Below are 18341 nucleotides of genomic sequence, written 5' to 3' on the forward strand. Positions count from 1 at the left end.
ATTTCTGTTACACTATTTAAAGTTACGCCCAAACATCATTTATTATTATACTGATTACGTATCAATACACAGAACTGATCGCTTAACGCTTTATTTCTTCTGCCTCACCCCTTTGCTTTCCCTTTCCCCTCCTGCCTCAACCAACAATATATTGAACCATCAACAAGGTTGTCGCGTACGCTCCATTTTTCATCTTGCTACTGCCTCACACGTGTTATTTCTCTTTACTGCCTCATTTATTGACACCTTGCCTCAACGTAATACCGAAATCCCCCGTTTTTATCCCCGTCCCCCCTCTGGGTGAGATCTACGATATCGACCCAGAGGGGGCCATACCACTTGTTTTTGAGCCAAAAATCTGTTCACCTTAGATTATCGGTAGAAAGCTTAACCGTAAAAATTTCGCTTTTTAGATGAGGCAAAAATATGACGATATCTCAACAACTTTATGATCAAATCAATCAACTCGATCTAAAAAAAACAAGGCGATCGAAAATTGATCACCTTCAACAAGAAATATTATTTCTGAGGCAGTGGTTAAATTATTGTCAGATTCAGAGTTGGCTCAAAAAAGAAAAAAACATTGAAATATCCATATCACAACTGGCTCATTGCATTAACCATAGATGGGTAGATAAATGACATGAGGCATATTGACAGCAATACAATAAAAGAACTATCTCTATCTATACTGATGTTCCCTAATAATAAAAGTAAAAGAAGACGACGTCAGTTTTCGAAACTTGATCCTTATAGACTAGAAATAATGACACTACATAATGAAATCAACGCGAGTTTGTATCAGATTCAACAATGGTTGAAAACCTATCATAATATAGCCATTTCAATCAGCGGGTTACACAAGCGCATTAGTTTTTGGAATAATCAATATGAAAGCAGCAAAAAGAGAGAAAAAGATTCAAAAACAAAGTAACCAATTTTTTAATTTCCATTACTTAGGTCTAGGACATAAAAAGACAAAACAATCCACTCTTATTCATGGTGTTCGCACTATGAATGAAAATATAAGAATCATCACAAAAGTCTTAAGAGACACAGGACTAGACCGTATTAAACAAATTAGTTTTGATGTAGCTCAGCAATATTTACAAGATAGTCGTAATTTAGGTTACAGTCATAAGCATCTTTCAAATATAAAGTCCAGTTTACAGCGCGTTCTTGATAAATACTCACAAGGTAAACGGTTAACAATACCTAAAATTGATCCCGAATTTATCTCTTCGGTCAGGGCCAAACAGCAAGGGAATTTAGCTAACAAGAACCGAGCTTACTTAGACTCAGATCTCAATAAAATCATTCAAAATATGTCTCCTCACCATGCGTTTTCCACTCTTCTTGCATACAGCGCTGGTTTACGTGCAGAAGAACTTTTTACCATCAGACGCAATGATGAAGGTAGTGCTTCAAAGCATCGAGCATGGCGAACAGACCGATTTCATAACCGAGGAGAAGGAGTTTGCTACTTAGTAACAGGGAAAAATGGCCTTGTAAGAGAGGTGTTTATTCATCAAGATTTGGCCGATAAGCTTGAAACATTAAGGTTTGATACACCCCAATTTAGCAGCGATCGAAAGATCCGCTACGAGCAGCGTTATAACTTATGTTCAGGCAACCGATTCTCAAAAGCTTTCAGTCATGCTTCATACAAAACGTTAGGGTGGTCTTTGGGCGCGCATGGATTACGTTTTTCTTATGCGCAAAGAAGAATGGATCATGAACTACTGGACGTGTCTTACGATGATGCCTTGCATATTGTTAGTCAGGAATTAGGACATTTTCGTCCAGAGATCACGTTAAGATATATTTATCCGTTTGGTAAATAAGGGCGCTCTTAGACCATGCTTCACAAAACTGAATCAGGAGGGGTTTTACCCCCTCCTGTCCAGCTCTACCTTACTGCTGTTTCGTAGACAACAAATTGAGCCAGAAAACTTGTGCCACCATCCTGGTAGCGAACCTCACAGAGTGAGTCTCGAACTAACCATAAGCTACACAAGAACGTGAAACACAGGACAATCAGCCCCGCGAGTGCTGTTTTATTTTTCGGCATTTTTGTTGCCTCCACAGTAAAGAGGCTCTACAATGAGTTTGAAATGCATCACTTAGGCCTCGTTAAATGAAAGTTACTGCGCTAACAGTAACCGGATAACGGGGCTTTTGTTTATCTGCCACAAGCAAACATAAAAGTCAGTCACTCATGGCAAATAAGCCAAGAGCGCCCACACAAATTCTACCACAAGCCTTTCAAATCAAGAACGTTTGTTTCTAACACCCCCGCTTTCACCATTGATATCAAACTTGTCAAAAACGACAAAGGGCATTCATTTGTGCTTCAAATGAATGCCCTTTGTACATCTTAAGTTTACGCCTTACGGCGACGTGATTTCTCACGAATTAATCATTCAAGCATGATTTAGGCTCGCCAGCTTGCACGCTGACTGGTAGTGATAAAGATAAAGAATCGCTCCTTAAGTTAAGTCTTTTGACGCAATGGTCCCCCTCAGAACCTGGGCATCAAGTATGGTTATGTTGCTTGCAACAGGCTGTCGCAAAGTCAAATTTAGCCCTTAGAAATAAGAGCAGTATAATGACGCAGTGGCCATATTGAATTGATATAAAATCAAGCAGTTGAATGAACAGGCGCAGAGCCTGAGCAGTTAAGTATGCTTTCACTTCTTTAAAAAGAAGCCGCGACACGTTTCAGAGAGCCATTTAAGGGGGGTTAACCCCGTGTGCTTAATACTGTGCAGTCAGTATTCAACTACAACAGTCTTAGTATAACATAAGATAAAACAATGTGATGGGCTGGCTAGACGACTCAAAAATGAGGTTATAATGCTCACTTTCGCCGCCTTAGTTGAAACATAGCGACTCTTCATGACACTTTTGACATTTATATAACAGGAGGGGGGATGGCGGTCTTTAATATCCGTTATTTGGATAAAGAAAGAAATACGCTCAAGTCCGAAACCGTGTACATGCGCTCTTTAACCGCAGCCAAAACCAGCGCTACCGGACAAGCAACCGAAAATACGTTTAAAATAGAAATTAGCGACGTTGTCGATAAGCCTCTCGCCTTTCGCTATGCGACTGGCAAGTGGGATGAAGAAGAAAAAGAAACCATAAAACAAGGAAAAGAGATGAACCGTAAAGAATTAGTGGATCATATCGCAGAAGAAGTCGATATCACAAAAAAAGAAGCCGATGCCGCACTGAAAGCCATCATCGAAGGCATTACCACAACACTCGCCGATGGTGATGACGTGACTTTGGTTGATTTTGGCACATTCAAAATCGCCCATCGAGCAGCGCGTGAAGGCCGCAATCCTAGAACGGGCGAAACCATTCAAATTGCCGCATCAAAAAGCCCAACATTTAAAGCCGGTAAGAAGTTGAAAGAAGTATTGAATCCATAACGCTGTGCTGTTGATTTTCAGCGAAACAACCACATAATACATTGAGAGTCACATACATAAATCACCTTCCATTTGATTTGATAGTCATCTCTTGTGACTCAAAAAAGGCAGCCTTCGGGCTGCCTTTTGTCATTTCGCACTAAAGTATTTAAGTTAAATCCCAAACATTTCTGGCAGCACGCCAAAAACAATTACCCCCAAAAAAAGCCACAGACCTAAAGCATTCCCCCACATGAAAATTTTAAACTTTTTAGAGTTTGTAGACGCTCTTTTTCGAATAAACGGATATTTAATGCAGTAATCAATTAACCTACTTCCAACATCCCACGACGCTTGGTATTTAGGACGCATATAACCATTACGGTCATAGTATTTATTTAAATCTTTGGCTAACTGCTTATCAATAAAAATAATATATTTAAAGCTTCCCAATGAAATTACTGGGAAAGTGACAATTGCAGTCAAAGCCCAAACCATCGTAAAAATAGAAAGCAGACCTATAACAATAATTTCAATATTTCTAAGAATTTCAATCACAGAAAATCGCTGCTCCACTCATAAAGTTCCATTGTATTTTCATAGATCAAGTCCCCCGCAGACTTACCAACACTAGAACCTGCTATACCTCCAACGCTACCACCAACAACAGCACCACCAATCGCAGCAAGAGCAAGAATTGGGGCAGAAGCAGTAACACCGACAACTAAAAGCACAGACCCAACAGCAAAGCCTGCACCAATAGATCCGCCTTTAGCCCCACCTAGCCAGCCACCTATAAATCCAAAAACTTCACGGGTTGTTGTCTTTCCGCATTCGCCAGAGCCGTCTACTTTGCAAGCTTCGTAAATACTGTCTACGCCACTCGCAACGCCAATACCTAGACCGATATAACCTAACCCTCTCGCAGCAGAAATACCGATAGCAATATTCGCGGTTCGCTTTCCAAGGCTTGGCACAAAACCGGATTTCAATATTTCATCCGCGTGATGAATCACCGATTTAGTGGAGAGCTTTAAATTACGCTTAACCTGACGATAAGCAGGAATTTCAACACTTCGCTTAGAGAGCATCGCAAACGAGCCGTCCAACTTTTGAAATAACGTCGCTCGCTCTGCGATAAACGAGCCATAATTCATTCCACCCGTTCGACTTGCCATAGCCACTTGTGACGCATACAAATCATTAATTTCTAAAACAACATTTTGGATATTCTTTAAGTTCTGCTCAACAATCGTAGCCGTCGCCCCAACGCCAGTAGACACCTGAGCATAATAACCACTAGGTAATCCATCCTCTCTGATGCGTTTTTCTAGCTGATAGGAAAACAAATCAAAGTGACGATGTACTGTCGCCGCAGCTTCATTGCTCAACTTTGCCAGTTCAGCACTCGCAGCTTGAGCGTCCTCTTTTAAATCCTTGAGAGCTTGCTTATCTTTCTCCTCAACCGGTTTTATTGTCGGTAGAACAACTATCTCTCCCTGCCTCACATAAGAATTTAAATGGCGATTCTGACCTTTAATGAAATTGATCGTTTTCTGAGAAGTCTCTGGGGTAAAGAGTTCATCCCACATCAAATCAATTTGCCCTGTTTCTTCCACTTGATACCAACCAAGCATAAACACATTATCGAGACAAACCTCGGTAGGGATTTCAGAGAGAGCATTCAGCTCTGGGGATGCTAAAGGAGAAGGCGTAGGCATCCCCCCGAAACTCGAAGAAGAGGGCGAGCTAGGAGCGAAGGAGGTCGTCTCTTGTCTCATTTTCGCCACAGCTTCAGCTTGCGCTTGCCTTTGGTCTATCAATGTTTGAGTTTTAGGCGCGACGATAGGATTTTTCATCATCTTTTTTTGAACGTCGGTTTGTACCTCAAACATGGCGACCGCTTCCTCATAGGTTGTCGTCGTACTTGGATCAGACCAATACATTGACCGAGAATGAGGGAAAGGGTAGTTATCTTTAGCCATCAGTCAGTTGCTCATTATTATATTCAGTAATGAGCATACCAATAATTTCAGGCGTTTATTATTCCTAGGAAGGCGTTTTGGTCAATTAACTGCTTTAAATGACATTTTGACTAGCCAAAGGCTCATAGTGAAACACCTAAACATTGGGAGCTACGAATAACCTACATACCCACCTACTGCAATGGCTAACTTTCATTTAACCTTTCAAGCGCCTCATCGAACCCTTCTGGCGTTATATTGATGTACCAGTCAAAACCGACCTTCCGGCGCATGATAAGCCCTCGCTCTTCCAGAGTTTTGCAGGAAACACGAAAATTGTTGGGATGAACCTCTCTGTTGAGTGTTTGAGTCACAGCGCGATTGATGACCGTAGCCTTACCTTCTTTAACACCCTTAACGAACGCCTTCGCTAAACAATTTAATATCTCTTTTTGAATTAGGCTGAGCCTGCTGTTTTTAATTGTCACATACCACTATCCATTGCTGCAATGATTTAAGAATAACACGCTTAATCATTGTTAACATGATTAATAAACCATTAGAGACAGTGACCTCAATTAACTATCTCATAAAACGGTCATATTATGAGATGCAAAGCGAACGACTGAAAAAGCAGTCAAATCAGGCTCAAGCTGTCTTATAAAGTCATCTCATTTATTATAATCCTACAAACTAAAAAACTATCATGTATACGAGTCAATAGATCAAATTTCAGGCCGCATTCTGAGTGGTATAGAAGTGAAGCTCGGCTATTCCGTTTTGATATATCCCAACATGATCATCGCCACAGTTGATTTGAGGGGCTGTCGGGTTGCCTTCGCACTTTCGATGAAGGTAAGCACAATACTGACGCACCATAAACCTTGGGACAACCCGTTTCTGAATACTAGCCTATAATCAAAGTGAGTTATTAATCGGGAGCGAGGATATGGACATTTCAGGAGAGCACCCTCTGATTTACATCGAGAGCACGAGAAGCTTAGAGACACTCTTAGTCGATAGAGACCTCGATGGAATACACCTTTTTTGTGGGTTTAACTATAAGGAACTCAGCCCTAAAGTAATCAAAGAACTACAAGGAAGCCGCCTGCAGTCTATAAGCTTTAATGATTCTAAAACCATTTACCCTGCACTTTCAAAGTCACATAAAGGTTTATGACTCTATACTTTAACCAAAAACAATCTCCAGCAAACCTATGCCCTCTTCATTAATCATACGGGCAGCCATTCATCAGCTTCATTGAACGCTTGCTCGATCACCTTATTCACTCTCTTCTTCTCATCTTTATTCTTGGAATACACTTCTAAATTATTATTCGTCCCTTTACGGACTCGTATTCGAGCGTCAGGATAAAGCGGCTTTAAACGACGTTCTAGTTCCTCGGTTATTTTTCCTAGACCACCTTTCGGTAATACTTTTTCATCGACCATCATTTCTACGCGCATTTTTGTCTACCTCATATTCAATCACATCACAACACTGTTTAAATTAACAGTATAAACATAAGTGAGTATTGTCAATCCATTTAAAGATGGTTTATTTTAGGTACACCTTTAATGCACTAAGCTATTTTAGTGCTGTAAATAGCCAAAATAGATGTATAATGCACCAACATAACTAAACCAATGTAAAATGCACCAATGAACAGCAATATACGAATTTATGGTTACCTAAGAGCATCGACCGACGAGCAAGATGCTTCACGAGCAAAAAATGACCTTATTGACTTTTCAGACAAAATGGGATTCCCAATCGCGTGCTGGTTTGAAGAAAATGAATCTGGCGCTCGATTACATCGTCCTGAGTTATTTCGCCTGCTCGATGTCGCCATAGCCGGTGATATCATCCTAGTTGAGCAAGTCGATCGAATTAGTCGGTTGAATACCAAAGATTGGGAGCAACTGAAAAACATCATCGCCAATAAAGGGCTAAAGGTGGTGGCATTAGACCTTCCGACAAGTCATCAATTCATGAAGACCACCGATGAGTTTACAGAACGAATGCTTGCAGCACTCAACAGCATGATGCTCGACATGCTGGCCGCTGTCGCAAGAAAAGATTATGAAGATAGACGTCGACGCCAAGCTCAGGGCGTACAAAGAGCGAAAAAAGAAGGGAAATACAAAGGTCGACCGGTTAATGTCAAATTGCACCAAAAAATAGAAGGCCTACTTCGAGAAGGCAAAAGCTACAGCCAAATTGAAACGCTTATAGGTTGCTCCAGACACACGATTTCCAAAGTTTCTAAATTAATAAAAAACAACAAGACACTATGTTAAGACCATCGCGACAAGATCGAGAAAACCTCTTTATCCAAAAAGCAAAACTAAAGTACGGTGAGCGGTACGACTTTTCGAAAATGAAGTACGTCAATCGTTCTACCCCTGTCGAAATATTGTGCCCAGAGCACGGCGCCTTCCATACAACACCCAATAATTTTCTGGCCACGGTAAAAAAGATCGGTTGCCCGCTCTGCAGTCGCGCGCAGAAGGCAAAACGTAAACCACAAAAAGCCGATGAAAAGAATGAAGTCAGGGGATGTGGGACGGATAACTTCAATGTTCGTGGAGGGACGAAACAATATCAACACCTATTGCTGAAGGTGTTTGATTGACCAGTGACCACCTAGATAGGCCGATATTTGTTAGCTAGACATAGCTACTCGACGTTTAATGTCTTGAGCCTTCAAAACCTTGGCTCCCATGATCACAACTCGAAGAAAATCCTGTTTTGATTGGGACTTGTTCCAATTATCTAGGTTCTGGCGCGTTGTAGATGCGTACCTGGCCAATTCGTCAACGGTGTCAAACCCAGCCATTTTACTGAGCTCTGAGAGTTTATAGTCTGGAACAAAACACATTGAGACACCTCCGAAATTATTAGTCAAAATGTTTGACCAAAACACTTATTTTAGTAAAGCATTTTGACTAATGGAAGCTATTCCGTAAATATATTTGACTGAACATTTGTAGCTAAAATAGCCTATCAAAAATTTCATGCAAAAGGGGCTGCTGTAATAACAACGCCCCTTAGCTGATAGCACTGAGTTTTAGGCCGTACTCAAGTTAATTAGTCTTCGAATGGTACTGGGGAAGACTCTCCTTTACCATCAAATATAATAACAACATCAGTATGGCCGGTAGGCGACTTAACGACCCACCCTTCAGGATCACTGTTTAGAGCAGGGGAGCAATTATCATAAGGCTCATGACACTTTTTAGTGAACATCACTTGAATACGCGCCTCGTCTACTACCACCTGCATTACCCCACTTTTTCGCTCGTGGTTTTCATAATAGTTCTGCAAAGTACGCATTTTCTTCTCAGCTAATTCAGCGTCAATCGGTGCATCAATACGGTAGTAGACCAGTTCATCATCATAATTCCACCCTTTACTCCACATCCCTTTGATGTGTGATGGGACGCCCATTTTTCCGATGTCGGCACTCTTTCCAGGATAGCCATTGACGGCTCCATAACTAAAGCCGGTCCAACCGCCTCCTGTAGTTTGAATAGACACGTCACTCATAATATAGAAATCACTAAGGCTTCCTGCGTTACCGATGGTTGCTTTTATTAATGGCTGCTCTTCTTGACAGCCACTCAAGGCGACCATTGCAATGAGGAGTGTCGCTATTACGTACTTAGGCATTGTCCCAAATTCTCCGCTCTGGTGTTTTCTCTGTTTTTTCATCGGTTGTAATGCTGTTTATAAGCGTTTCCTTGACCGTCTTATATGGGAGATTTATCACCGTATCATGAGAGCGGTGGATATAGTTGTCAAAGATAAGCGTTGGTTGAAGCGTAGTCTTCCAATCTTCGCTGGTTAACTCCCCCAATGGCTTGGTTGATAATTCATCCCATAAAGACTGGCAGAGCGCATCGGTGACATAGTCAGGAGTTAGGTTTTCAACATACGCCCGATCGATCCACTCAATCCCTGCGTTTTGAGCTTGTTGCTTCATGCGTTCGAGGGCTAGCCCTGCTATCGCATTACTCACGGGTTTAAAGTGATAAAAATAGAGCGTGTTGTCTTTTTCTTTTACCTCACCGTAATGGCCAAACCGTTGTCGGCATGTCTTTTTACATTCAGCGTCTTTAACTTGACGAGTGCGTTCTATCATCGCAGCCTTATCTAGACTTCCCCCAGGGTATGCAAAATTAGCGTGCACGATATCAAGGGTTTCTGATTTTATTTCGTTACGGTTGTAGGTACTGCTTACCGGAAAGCCCACATAGTCAGGGAGTCCCTCTTTCTCATATTGCTCAATTGAAGGGTAACCGCCTCCCACATCGGTATGGCATCCAGGGAAATGTTCTTGGTGGAAATTATCGGGTAACCAATTATCACGACTCAGTGACGTTAATGGGAAGTTTTTCCGATACTCATGCTCAGCAACCAACTGCAAGACCGTGGTGGCCATCGTCGGCTCTAGGCCCAACTGAAAATTACCTTCATCGTTATTCCCCGCTAAGTAAAACGACCCTACGGTATCAAATAATCCCAAGAACCTTACACTGACGCCTTTCGTATCATCGCGCTCATAACCACCTTCCTCTGAAAACTTTTTGTTGGTTTCATTACCCAATAGATGAGGGTAAATCGTGACATCCGCTTGCTTGCCCGAGACTGGTCTATGGTAATCGGGTAAACCTTGATACAGGGCATTAACAAAGTGACGAGATAATGCCGCACCTCGGCTAAAGCCGATAACATCAAAAACGATATGGGTGGCGGATGGGTATCCGCTTGATTCATCCGTTGCAATATCTCGTAATGTCGACAACAAACTCTGCCATTTGTAAAACGCACCATTTTCACCGTCCGCATAGTCGAAAGCGGCATCGAAAAGGGCTTTACCGACTAACCCTGCCCCCAAATCCATGGCTGCTTTACTGTTACCGTTAAACGTCTTTTCAAACTCAACACCAAACGCCTGCTCTAGATCGCTTTCATCTTTGGCTGCATCAATGATGGCGGGGCGCTGACTGTCGTCTTCAATGTCGACGGTGCCCACACCAGATACATAGATTGCTGTTGATTCCCCTTGAATTTGCGGATAAGCCGCAAACAAACGCGCCACATTACTGCGAGATTTATTACCACGCAATTCTTTGTAAGCATCATTCTTGTCGTTGGCCCCCGTCCCGTCAAAAAACACGCCGATACGAAAGAGCTTTTCAGGGCGGAGGTTGACGACCGGTATACCTTTGGCAACGAGACTGGGACTATTAATGGCGACAATCTCTGTCCCATGTAATAAACGGCCAGGGTGGGAGTAATGGCAATCCAGTGGGGCATGATATCGTTCGTTCGGGGTTTCCTTACCTTGTCCCACATCCACAAGTTCTGAAATATTCAACGAAAGTCCTTGCTCATTGAGCCACGCTGGATTCACCGTAGAAAACTCATCTTGTGTCAACTTACGAGGTAGATAGAGTAAGTGCTGGTTGTCCAATACCTGATTATCGATACGCCATTGAATCGGTATCGCACTTTGCCAAGCGGTAGGACGAAGCTCATCGCTAAGAGTGAGTTCATCCGAATAGGTCAGGCAGAACCGACAATTACCATTACCGATAATTTTGTACTCTTGAACGAGCTTGCCTTCACTAAAGTGGTAATAATATCCTTGAGTGGCAAGCCCTAGTCGCTCACCAAATTGTACAGCCGGCATTACTGCGAGGAAGGCTTCATTGAGTGCGTTCGTCCCTTTAGGCTTAGCTAAGACGTTAGGGATGAAAAGGGGGACTGATGTGCCTCTCGATGACAATGCAAGCGTCCTTGGCGCATCCTCTTTTATGTTGGCCACCAATTGAATGCTGTGTTCGTTTTCTTGCTCGTTCCAACGAGAATGCATCGGTGACGTACTCGTTTTAGCTAACGCCACATCCCATCCAACATGGGCTTTAAAAGACGACTGAGAGCAAGAGAGCTCAAAAGCGTATTCAAGATCCGGTCTTTGGTCTTCTTCTATATTACTGACGGTGGTTTGGACGCTTGCGAGTTTAGGCTCTGGTTGCACTGGTGGGTAATACGCACTTTTATAAGAAGAGTCTGATACCGCAGACGACGATCTCACCGCCACCCACCGTTCTGATTTCAATTGGAGCTTTAAGGCGTTGAAATAAGCATTTCGGCTTTGGCCTACTAAAGGAGCAAGTGTTCGTTGTAACTCATCAGGCAGCGCATCATGAAATTTAGATATTGAACCGCTGTCAATCAAGTAGCTTGTTAGCTCATCGGCAGCGATAGACTGACCACCTTGCTTTTGATGAAACTCGACCACTTTGATATCCGATATACTCATGACACCCTATTCCTCTGCAAAAAGCACGTTTGATTATTGGTGAATAAATAAACGTATCTTACTGAATAATAGTGTGTGTGTGTGCCGTTATTCCCTGTCATTATGACGGAATGACACAAAGGTGCCTTGAACGGCTTATGTGGGACTTATCGCTGACTTAGACGATACCCTATCATCTTATATCACCGACTCGAAGATTCCCCCCACCTTGACTCACCGCCATCAGGCCATGGAGGAGCGCGCGACGACATACAGAATGAGCAAAGCGAAAAAATATTGACCGCTGCACTTTTCACAAAAAAGGTCGAACAGTCAGTCACCATGGCTTAAATCTTGCCCCTTGCCTTGCCAGAATGCGCGAGCGTAGCGAGTAAGATAATGCGGTGATAATGACGCGTGCTCAGAGTGTATCGCTGTGCTACTGGATGCTAAGTGGAAGTGGGGCCCGTTCTTATCGTGATATCTTCTGCAGGTGAGTTTATCGAGGGACTTGATACGATAAAAATGGGAGGTATTTTAAGGATCTTTGGCTTATCCACTCTATCCACAGATTTTTAAAATTAGTTATAGAAAGAAAAGTATCGAGTTTAAGTAATAAAATGGGGTATCTACTTTTCACCAACGTAGTATCTATATATATCAATAGTTAGTATTCGTTTTGTGTGGATAACGTACAAAACAGGCAAAACACTCCCCATGGGAGAATGTTATCCACCGCAGACCGAAAATCAGTCGAAAAGAGAAACAATAGAGGTAAAGTCTGACTAAGAAAGTGTGATGAAAATCAAATTAGGTGTTCAGAGGGGTGTGCGAAAGCCGCTTCGAAGAAGCAAAAGGATGAAAAAGTAGGAAGATTAAGCCGCGAGGGGCTCGGGCGGTGAAGTGGTTGGAGAGAAGCCCAAATGTTTGAGACGGGCATTCGCTGTCAGCTCAAATTCTTTCTGGCTCAGCGTGCTGTCTAACCCTTCATCGTTCATTTTTTTAACGACGAGGCTCAGCGCTCTAGAGCGATCATTGGTTTGTTGAACTTTTTGTCTGGTACTGGATGCCCCAATCGCCTGGTTACGACGTTCAATGGTGCCTTCCCATAGCGTATTACGCAGTAAGGCCAAGCGCGCAGGTAGAGTCCCCGCCCCCTCTTGAATGGCGAGCTTATCCTTCGCTTCAAATGCTTGGCAAAGTTTCTTTCCAGCGGTTTCTCCGCCAACTAAAACCCCGAAGTCATCCGTTAAGACATAAACGTTGTTGAGATTGCGCTTTTGCCCATCACTTTTATCATGCACCAGGCCACCACGTGGGTCGGTCGCCAGGTTATCCCCAATAAAGGCATGACGAAGCAACCCACACTGGATAAGTAAGGAGAACCAACGAGAGACCGTGGATTGGCTTTTACCAATCACTTCGCCAATCTGTGACTGTGTGCCTCTCAGTGAGAACGAACGCGTACTGAGACAAGTGTTGCAAATCATATAGAGCACTAAGTGATCGAAGGTTTGCGCCGCGTCTTTACGATACAACACTGTGCTGCCTTGACGTTGCAATTGGTAGTAGAGCCCACCGTTAGCCCGAGCGCCGTGTTTTAACACCGCACGAAAGACATCGGCTAACCCCGCAGGAAGCTTAGGGGGTTGGCCACTTTTCTTCCATCGCTCAAGCGCATACTCAGGGCGATGATGAAACGCAACCAAGGCCGCCTCATAATCCGAGAGTGGTTTGGTGGCTTTCCCCATAGGAGTTTGCTTGGCTTTTTCGAGTTCGACCAAGAGCTCAGAGCGCTTTCGTGAACGCTTGCTTTCGCGCGTATATCGCTGCGCTTCATGTTCGTTAGCCTTATCTTGCAGCGTTTGCTCTTCCTCTGGCGCGGGTCTCTCGCCCGACAAGACTTGATACGCTTCATCGGGGTGATAAGGCGCGCCTTGCTCCACCGCAAAAGATACCGAGCTTGGCTTGGCCGTTAGGGGCTCTGGCGCCCCCTGAAACACGGTCCGCTTAGCCATGTGAGATCTTAATCACAGGCGCAAACTCCGCGCGCTCGACCCCTTCAAGGACTTCAAAAGGGATAGCACCGAGCTTAGCTTGAGCGGCTTGCGCTTTCGCATTGTTGTCCGTCACATCTTGTCGGGTCACCCCCGAATGCTGAAAGGTGACGCTCATTGAAATGATCCCACGCAGGGCTTTCAAGCACGCGAGGCGATGTTGTTCAAAATCACTGCGGGTCATCTGCGCTTTAAAGTGCGCATCTGAGAGCTGCACCATGGCAATATCAAACTGCTCTAACAATGCCAACAGACGCCAACCAAAGCGCGTCTTGACCGATACTGACTTTTTCACCGGTGCGCGGCTCAAGGTCTCATGATACAAAATGCGAGAGCTATTGCGCTGAGGCAGGGCATCGAGCGTGGATTGGCACAGAGCAAACGCCGCGTTGATGGCGCGCTCGATTTCAAGCAAGGCAAAATCCGCGTAGGGGTCGTCATGGCGCGCCGCATGCTCCAGTGTCGAGAGACGTTGAAAAAACAACCCAACACCGGGGGCTTTGCTCCGTTTTGATGGATTCCACAGTTTGACGGTTTCGACGCTGTGCAATTGCACCTCGGCACTGGCCATCAAGCCCCCCATTTTGTTGCTTTGCTGCTTTTTATTGCTCATGCTCTTTATCCCACTTTTCTAATGTTGACTACCATCACAAATTTCAGCCCATATCGCCCCAATGCTCAGTTGGCATTGCTGTGCCACAGCGACTATTTGCTCTTGATTAATCCGTTGGACGTTATTAATAGGTAGCTGCTCCAATGCTTTCCATAACACATGAATCTGCGAGGGAGGAACGCATCTCTGTCTGAACGCCTCTTTCGGCTTCACCATTTTTCGCCAATGCGAAGACACTTTTCCGTTCACAAAAAAGAAATGCGACAACGCTTTATTGCTGCAACCAAGTTGCAAAAAAACAATCACCTCATTAGGGATCTCTGAGACTTCCAGGGCATGGCGAAGCGCATCGATATCGATAGCACATTGGCGTCCACAGATAGTCTGAGAAAGCGCCCTCATTTCAGAAAAAGACTGCTTCTTCAATTGACCTATTAATTTCGCATCAAACCCCGCTGACATCAGTGCCATGTCTTGTCCAGTACAAGCCATATGCGCAAGGTGGCTAAGAACGGCCCAATGCACTTCACTGGTAAGATCGTCTTTTTTCATGCTCATACCCCCTCCAACATCACAAGTGGATTGACCGCGTAGCGAGTTTCCCACGCTTCGGTCAAAGGAAACAAAAAGCCGTTCAGTGCTTGATTGGAATCTTGAATGCGCGCTTTGTGTACGTTACGCGCCTCTTTCGTGACGATATGACGCTTTAGAGGTTGCAACCCTTGTTGAACTTCGCTGTAACTGTTGGCTTTGGCGTACTGGCAACGCTCATCGATGAAGGTACGAAAGGCGCCAGGCGAGACCACAAACAAACCTTGTTCAAGACGATGGAATAACGCGTCTTGACGGTTCACCGGGTGCACACCGCCTTTAAGAACCAAATCTACCCATTCGTAGAAGGCGCGGCCCAAGTCTTCGCCTTGGGTCTCCCTCAAATCTATCTTCTGCAGGAGAGCGTGAGGCTCGCTGGACTCAGGCACAGAGACAGGCTCAGCGTTTAACGCTTCCAACGCGGCTTCGACCTCATCCATCGGCGTGGCGGGCTCTATTGCTGCAGGAAGTATCGCTTCTGGGTCTTCATCCTCTTGCTCGATGGGCGATGTAGCCTGCGTCATAGCAGGCTGCATGAAAGCCATGAGGTCATCACTGATGGCGTCATTGTTGAGGGGCGCTTCAAAATGAGTGGTGTCTGTCGTTGGCGCATCTTCATTCTCAGACACGACTGACTGAGGTTGAGCAGACGTCGCTTCTCCCTCAGCTTCTCCCTTAACGGGAAGAATGTGCCCCACCAGGCTCTCCAGCTCTGCTTCTGGGGCGAATGTTGGCCAATGCACACAGATAAAGGTAAAGGTTTGGCGCCAGTCAAACTCAGAGAGCAGCACCTCACACTTCCAAATCGCCAGGTCATCGGCATTCGGACGAATAAGTTGGTGTTGCTGCAGCTCGTTAAACAGACGGGAATTGTCCGAAGGGACAGAGGTGATGCCACGCTCAAGCAGCGTGCTGCGTAGTCGATCAGCGATGGGCTTACTCATCAAGTAAAGGAGCTCCCCCTCCACAAAACCTTCGGCGCCTTTTTTGTTCAGTGGGATGGTCGCGCTTTGCAGAAGGTGCGATAAAGTCAGCTTGAGTTGTCCCGCCAGAGATACCGTCGCTCCGCGCGCTTGCTCAGCGGCGAGATTAATCCCCTCTTTGTCGGCACCCAAGTCTTGCGCGACGCTGGCCGCGTCCGCTTGCGTCACGATTTGCTCAATGACATTGTCCGGGTTTTTATGACCTGATAGGTACTCAACCATGCTGTGAAACAAGGCTTTGTCGCTGGAAATAGCCAGCATGGCGTCAGAGCTTAGCAATTGAGTCAGTAGGGTATGGCCCATATATTGGTGCGTCGAGTACTGGCGTGCTTTGTTGTAACGACAACGGTACGGTCTGGTAATGGCGCCCATCACAGGACTCCAACGCTCCCCCTCCCCGCCTTCTTGATGCAACTCGATGTCCACATCATTGATCTTGCCTGAGTCGTGCAGCAGCGCACATAAAAACACGCCATAGACCCACACGATTTCACGGTGGATCACCTCTTCGGGTGGGGTATTGGGCGGTAATATCGCATTGCGGCGTAGACGCATCGCGTAAATGGCCACATCGAGGCTGTGGAGCAATAAACCGCGTTTACCCGTGTGGTGATAATTTTCTGAAGCAGGGATATCTTGACACCACATGGCGTAGTTCACGACCGTATCGACGACAAACTCAGGCCACACCTCAAACGGCAGTGCAAGACCGCTGCGTTTTAAGACGCGGAGTTTGTCCTGGATAATCTCGTCGTGTTCGAGCTCAGCCCGAGTGGCAGGCAGCACAAAGCCCTCTGGAGCGCTCAGCGCACCAGAGGGAGATACATCGGATTGATTATGTTGTTCATCTGCGTAAAGCCAATCAATGAACCGTTTAATTGATTGAAACATCCTTAACCTACCTTCTGACCTATCAAAACCAAAAATACTGTATATAAAAACAGTACCACAAACATTTCGTTGCATACAATACCGATCAAAAACCGTTTGAGGCAAAAACACTGACCCCTAGGTTTGAACCCATTTCATGCACGAAATAAAAGTAACAGAGACGAAAAAATCAAGGCGTGATAGCCCTGTACTCTGGATATTGGTAGGCGACACTGCACAGTTCGTGCATGACACTAAGTCGAGCGCGGGGCTCGTCGGGTTTGATAGCACCGAAGCGATGTAGGCTAAGGGCAGTTAAGTATGCTTTCACTTTTTCCGTTTGAACTTGGAAAAAGCCGCGACACGTTTCAGAGAGCCATTTAAGGGGGGTTAACCCCGTGTGCTTGACTGCGCAATGGCAGACGGAGCAACTCTATAAAAATTGAATAGAGAGATCAAGTCCTTGAAGGGAAGCTGAGAAGGCAGGACACCGCTTGTTGATTCAGTATTGATGTGGTTATGAGTCATGTTCATCTGGACCAATAGGCGATTGACTAAGCATCACAGAGGGGAAAGACGTCCCTCTTCATTGGTATTAGGTAAATGTTTGAATTGGAACTATTGTCACATAAGAACACAAGGATAAGGTGCGAGCCCCAGAGCATTAGGGGCTCGCAATAGTGCGCAGTGGGATGCGCGCACTAAATTTGGTGTCGGGGTGTAGTGCATGAGTGGTTTTTTAAAGAGCAGTTTAAAACTTACACTGTAAGATATCATCTGCATTATGGAAAAATCAATGAGCTTGTATCATTAATTAGTAATGAAGCAAGAGAGTAAGATCGTGGATAAACAGAATGGTGTTTTAGCAGCTAATTTAGCTTTGTATTTAAAAGATAAAGGGATCTCTAAATCTGAACTTGCAAGGGAAATGGGGGTTACTAGACAAACTGTTCAAGTTTGGTTAAAAAAAGGCTCTATTAGTCGAGATAATTTAATAAAGTTATCTTTTTTCTTTAATACTTCTGTATCTTCTTTGATTGGCGATAGTGAAGATGTAAATCAAGATGTAAATCTTCTTAAACAAGAATTAAAGGTGTTAATAGAAGCGATCCCCCCTAGTCACATCATCTTTTTGCAATACTTAAAGAAAATGTTGTCTTAAAATTAGATAGTAACGAAATAGTGAAAGTGAATAGTAGTTACGCTGCAATTGGGTACGTGATGTTTATGCGTATAATCAGGCTTTCCATTCGCTATAATGACGCTCCGATAATCATCACCATGCCAGAGTGTTGACCAATTTGTTGTACACCTTCAGCAAGCGAATGATATGTCTTTCATATTTTCCACCTTAGTTACCTTGGCGGAATGAACGCGAAAAGCGAAAATCCCATCAGTTCCTCAGCATTTAACATCTGACTTTATTTGTGAGACTTTGAAATAACTAAAGTGAAGGCGTTGTAACCCTGATTAGGGTAAATGCATATTTGTAAGGATATCAGTGAGCTTTTACTGAGTGGTATAAGTTATTAATAC

General features: G+C 44.4%; 16 protein-coding genes. 5 read left to right on the forward strand and 11 right to left on the reverse strand.

Translation table 11 applies throughout. From position 1 onward, the window contains the following. Positions 1–890 precede the first annotated feature (890 nt). Positions 891–1844 carry a site-specific integrase gene (locus BCT81_RS24080; protein WP_102426104.1) on the forward strand — a complete coding sequence of 318 codons (954 nt, stop codon included), beginning with the start codon at positions 891–893 and terminating at the stop codon, positions 1842–1844. Positions 1845–1909: 65 nt separating this feature from the next. Here the strand turns inward: BCT81_RS24080 and BCT81_RS24085 are convergent, their stop codons facing one another. Further along, positions 1910–2071 carry a Hok/Gef family protein gene (locus tag BCT81_RS24085; RefSeq protein WP_081016090.1) on the reverse strand — a complete coding sequence of 54 codons (162 nt, stop codon included), beginning with the start codon at positions 2069–2071 and terminating at the stop codon, positions 1910–1912. Between the two features lie 1072 nt (positions 2072–3143). Here BCT81_RS24085 and BCT81_RS29855 point away from each other — a divergent pair. After that, entirely contained in the window at positions 3144–3437 is a 294-nt protein-coding gene (locus tag BCT81_RS29855; RefSeq protein ID WP_277869845.1) for an HU family DNA-binding protein, read from the forward strand. Between the two features lie 153 nt (positions 3438–3590). Here the strand turns inward: BCT81_RS29855 and BCT81_RS24095 are convergent, their stop codons facing one another. From BCT81_RS24095 to BCT81_RS24115, 4 genes are all read right to left on the reverse strand, one after another. Continuing rightward, positions 3591–3914, reverse strand: a complete 324-nt coding sequence (locus BCT81_RS24095; RefSeq protein WP_102426115.1) for a hypothetical protein — start codon at positions 3912–3914, stop codon at positions 3591–3593. A gap of 56 nt (positions 3915–3970) precedes the next feature. Continuing rightward, positions 3971–5401, reverse strand: coding sequence for a hypothetical protein (locus BCT81_RS24100; RefSeq protein ID WP_102426105.1), 1431 nt, complete (start codon positions 5399–5401; stop codon positions 3971–3973). Positions 5402–5586: 185 nt separating this feature from the next. Next, on the reverse strand, positions 5587–5862 hold the full coding sequence (locus tag BCT81_RS24105; protein ID WP_102426116.1) for a hypothetical protein: 276 nt from the start codon (positions 5860–5862) through the stop codon (positions 5587–5589). A 751-nt stretch (positions 5863–6613) separates the two neighbouring features. Next, positions 6614–6847 carry a DinI-like family protein gene (locus BCT81_RS24115; protein WP_102426107.1) on the reverse strand — a complete coding sequence of 78 codons (234 nt, stop codon included), beginning with the start codon at positions 6845–6847 and terminating at the stop codon, positions 6614–6616. A 195-nt stretch (positions 6848–7042) separates the two neighbouring features. Between BCT81_RS24115 and BCT81_RS24120 the strand changes: the two genes are divergently transcribed. Both BCT81_RS24120 and BCT81_RS24125 read left to right on the forward strand, forming a co-directional pair. After that, positions 7043–7681, forward strand: coding sequence for a recombinase family protein (locus tag BCT81_RS24120; protein ID WP_017110298.1), 639 nt, complete (start codon positions 7043–7045; stop codon positions 7679–7681). Beyond that, positions 7675–8016, forward strand: a complete 342-nt coding sequence (locus tag BCT81_RS24125) for a DUF723 domain-containing protein (RefSeq protein WP_102426108.1) — start codon at positions 7675–7677, stop codon at positions 8014–8016. Before BCT81_RS24120 ends, BCT81_RS24125 begins: the two co-directional genes overlap by 7 nt. A gap of 455 nt (positions 8017–8471) precedes the next feature. On the opposite strand, the gene BCT81_RS24135 is transcribed toward BCT81_RS24125, so the two are convergent. The 6 genes from BCT81_RS24135 to mobH form a co-directional block, all read right to left on the reverse strand. Then, on the reverse strand, positions 8472–9053 hold the full coding sequence (locus BCT81_RS24135; RefSeq protein WP_102426117.1) for a hypothetical protein: 582 nt from the start codon (positions 9051–9053) through the stop codon (positions 8472–8474). Next, complete coding sequence (locus BCT81_RS24140) at positions 9046–11712, reverse strand: DUF2235 domain-containing protein (RefSeq protein WP_102426110.1); 2667 nt, start codon at positions 11710–11712, stop codon at positions 9046–9048. The genes BCT81_RS24135 and BCT81_RS24140 overlap by 8 nt, the downstream gene beginning before the upstream one ends. 854 nt (positions 11713–12566) lie before the next feature. Then, complete coding sequence (locus BCT81_RS24145; RefSeq protein ID WP_102426111.1) at positions 12567–13709, reverse strand: hypothetical protein; 1143 nt, start codon at positions 13707–13709, stop codon at positions 12567–12569. Further along, positions 13702–14361, reverse strand: a complete 660-nt coding sequence (locus tag BCT81_RS24150; RefSeq protein WP_102426112.1) for a PFL_4669 family integrating conjugative element protein — start codon at positions 14359–14361, stop codon at positions 13702–13704. The genes BCT81_RS24145 and BCT81_RS24150 overlap by 8 nt, the downstream gene beginning before the upstream one ends. A gap of 18 nt (positions 14362–14379) precedes the next feature. Beyond that, positions 14380–14919 carry an STY4526/YPO1902 family pathogenicity island replication protein gene (locus BCT81_RS24155; RefSeq protein ID WP_076655579.1) on the reverse strand — a complete coding sequence of 180 codons (540 nt, stop codon included), beginning with the start codon at positions 14917–14919 and terminating at the stop codon, positions 14380–14382. After that, positions 14916–16901: a MobH family relaxase gene (gene mobH, locus BCT81_RS24160; RefSeq protein ID WP_102426113.1), complete on the reverse strand. Its 1986-nt coding sequence runs from the start codon at positions 16899–16901 to the stop codon at positions 14916–14918. The genes BCT81_RS24155 and mobH overlap by 4 nt, the downstream gene beginning before the upstream one ends. 745 nt (positions 16902–17646) lie before the next feature. Between mobH and BCT81_RS24165 the strand changes: the two genes are divergently transcribed. Next, the gene (locus BCT81_RS24165) at positions 17647–17967 is read left to right on the forward strand and encodes a helix-turn-helix transcriptional regulator (RefSeq protein ID WP_157938890.1); all 321 of its coding nucleotides are present in this window, start codon (positions 17647–17649) and stop codon (positions 17965–17967) included. Positions 17968–18341 lie beyond the last annotated feature (374 nt).

Origin of the sequence: Vibrio sp. 10N.261.52.A1, assembly GCF_002876325.1 — a bacterium.
Taxonomy (GTDB): domain Bacteria; phylum Pseudomonadota; class Gammaproteobacteria; order Enterobacterales; family Vibrionaceae; genus Vibrio; species Vibrio chagasii.

Coding starts and splice junctions, on each gene's coding strand:
- BCT81_RS24080 (WP_102426104.1), top strand. CDS start 891: ATGAAAGCAGCAAAAAGAGAGAAAAAGATTCAAAAACAAAGTAACCAA.
- BCT81_RS24085 (WP_081016090.1), bottom strand. CDS start 2,071: ATGCCGAAAAATAAAACAGCACTCGCGGGGCTGATTGTCCTGTGTTTC.
- BCT81_RS24095 (WP_102426115.1), bottom strand. CDS start 3,914: ATGGTTTGGGCTTTGACTGCAATTGTCACTTTCCCAGTAATTTCATTG.
- BCT81_RS24100 (WP_102426105.1), bottom strand. CDS start 5,401: ATGGCTAAAGATAACTACCCTTTCCCTCATTCTCGGTCAATGTATTGG.
- BCT81_RS24115 (WP_102426107.1), bottom strand. CDS start 6,847: ATGCGCGTAGAAATGATGGTCGATGAAAAAGTATTACCGAAAGGTGGT.
- BCT81_RS24120 (WP_017110298.1), top strand. CDS start 7,043: ATGAACAGCAATATACGAATTTATGGTTACCTAAGAGCATCGACCGAC.
- BCT81_RS24125 (WP_102426108.1), top strand. CDS start 7,675: ATGTTAAGACCATCGCGACAAGATCGAGAAAACCTCTTTATCCAAAAA.
- BCT81_RS24135 (WP_102426117.1), bottom strand. CDS start 9,053: ATGCCTAAGTACGTAATAGCGACACTCCTCATTGCAATGGTCGCCTTG.
- BCT81_RS24140 (WP_102426110.1), bottom strand. CDS start 11,712: ATGAGTATATCGGATATCAAAGTGGTCGAGTTTCATCAAAAGCAAGGT.
- BCT81_RS24145 (WP_102426111.1), bottom strand. CDS start 13,709: ATGGCTAAGCGGACCGTGTTTCAGGGGGCGCCAGAGCCCCTAACGGCC.
- BCT81_RS24150 (WP_102426112.1), bottom strand. CDS start 14,361: ATGAGCAATAAAAAGCAGCAAAGCAACAAAATGGGGGGCTTGATGGCC.
- BCT81_RS24155 (WP_076655579.1), bottom strand. CDS start 14,919: ATGAGCATGAAAAAAGACGATCTTACCAGTGAAGTGCATTGGGCCGTT.
- mobH (WP_102426113.1), bottom strand. CDS start 16,901: ATGCAACGAAATGTTTGTGGTACTGTTTTTATATACAGTATTTTTGGT.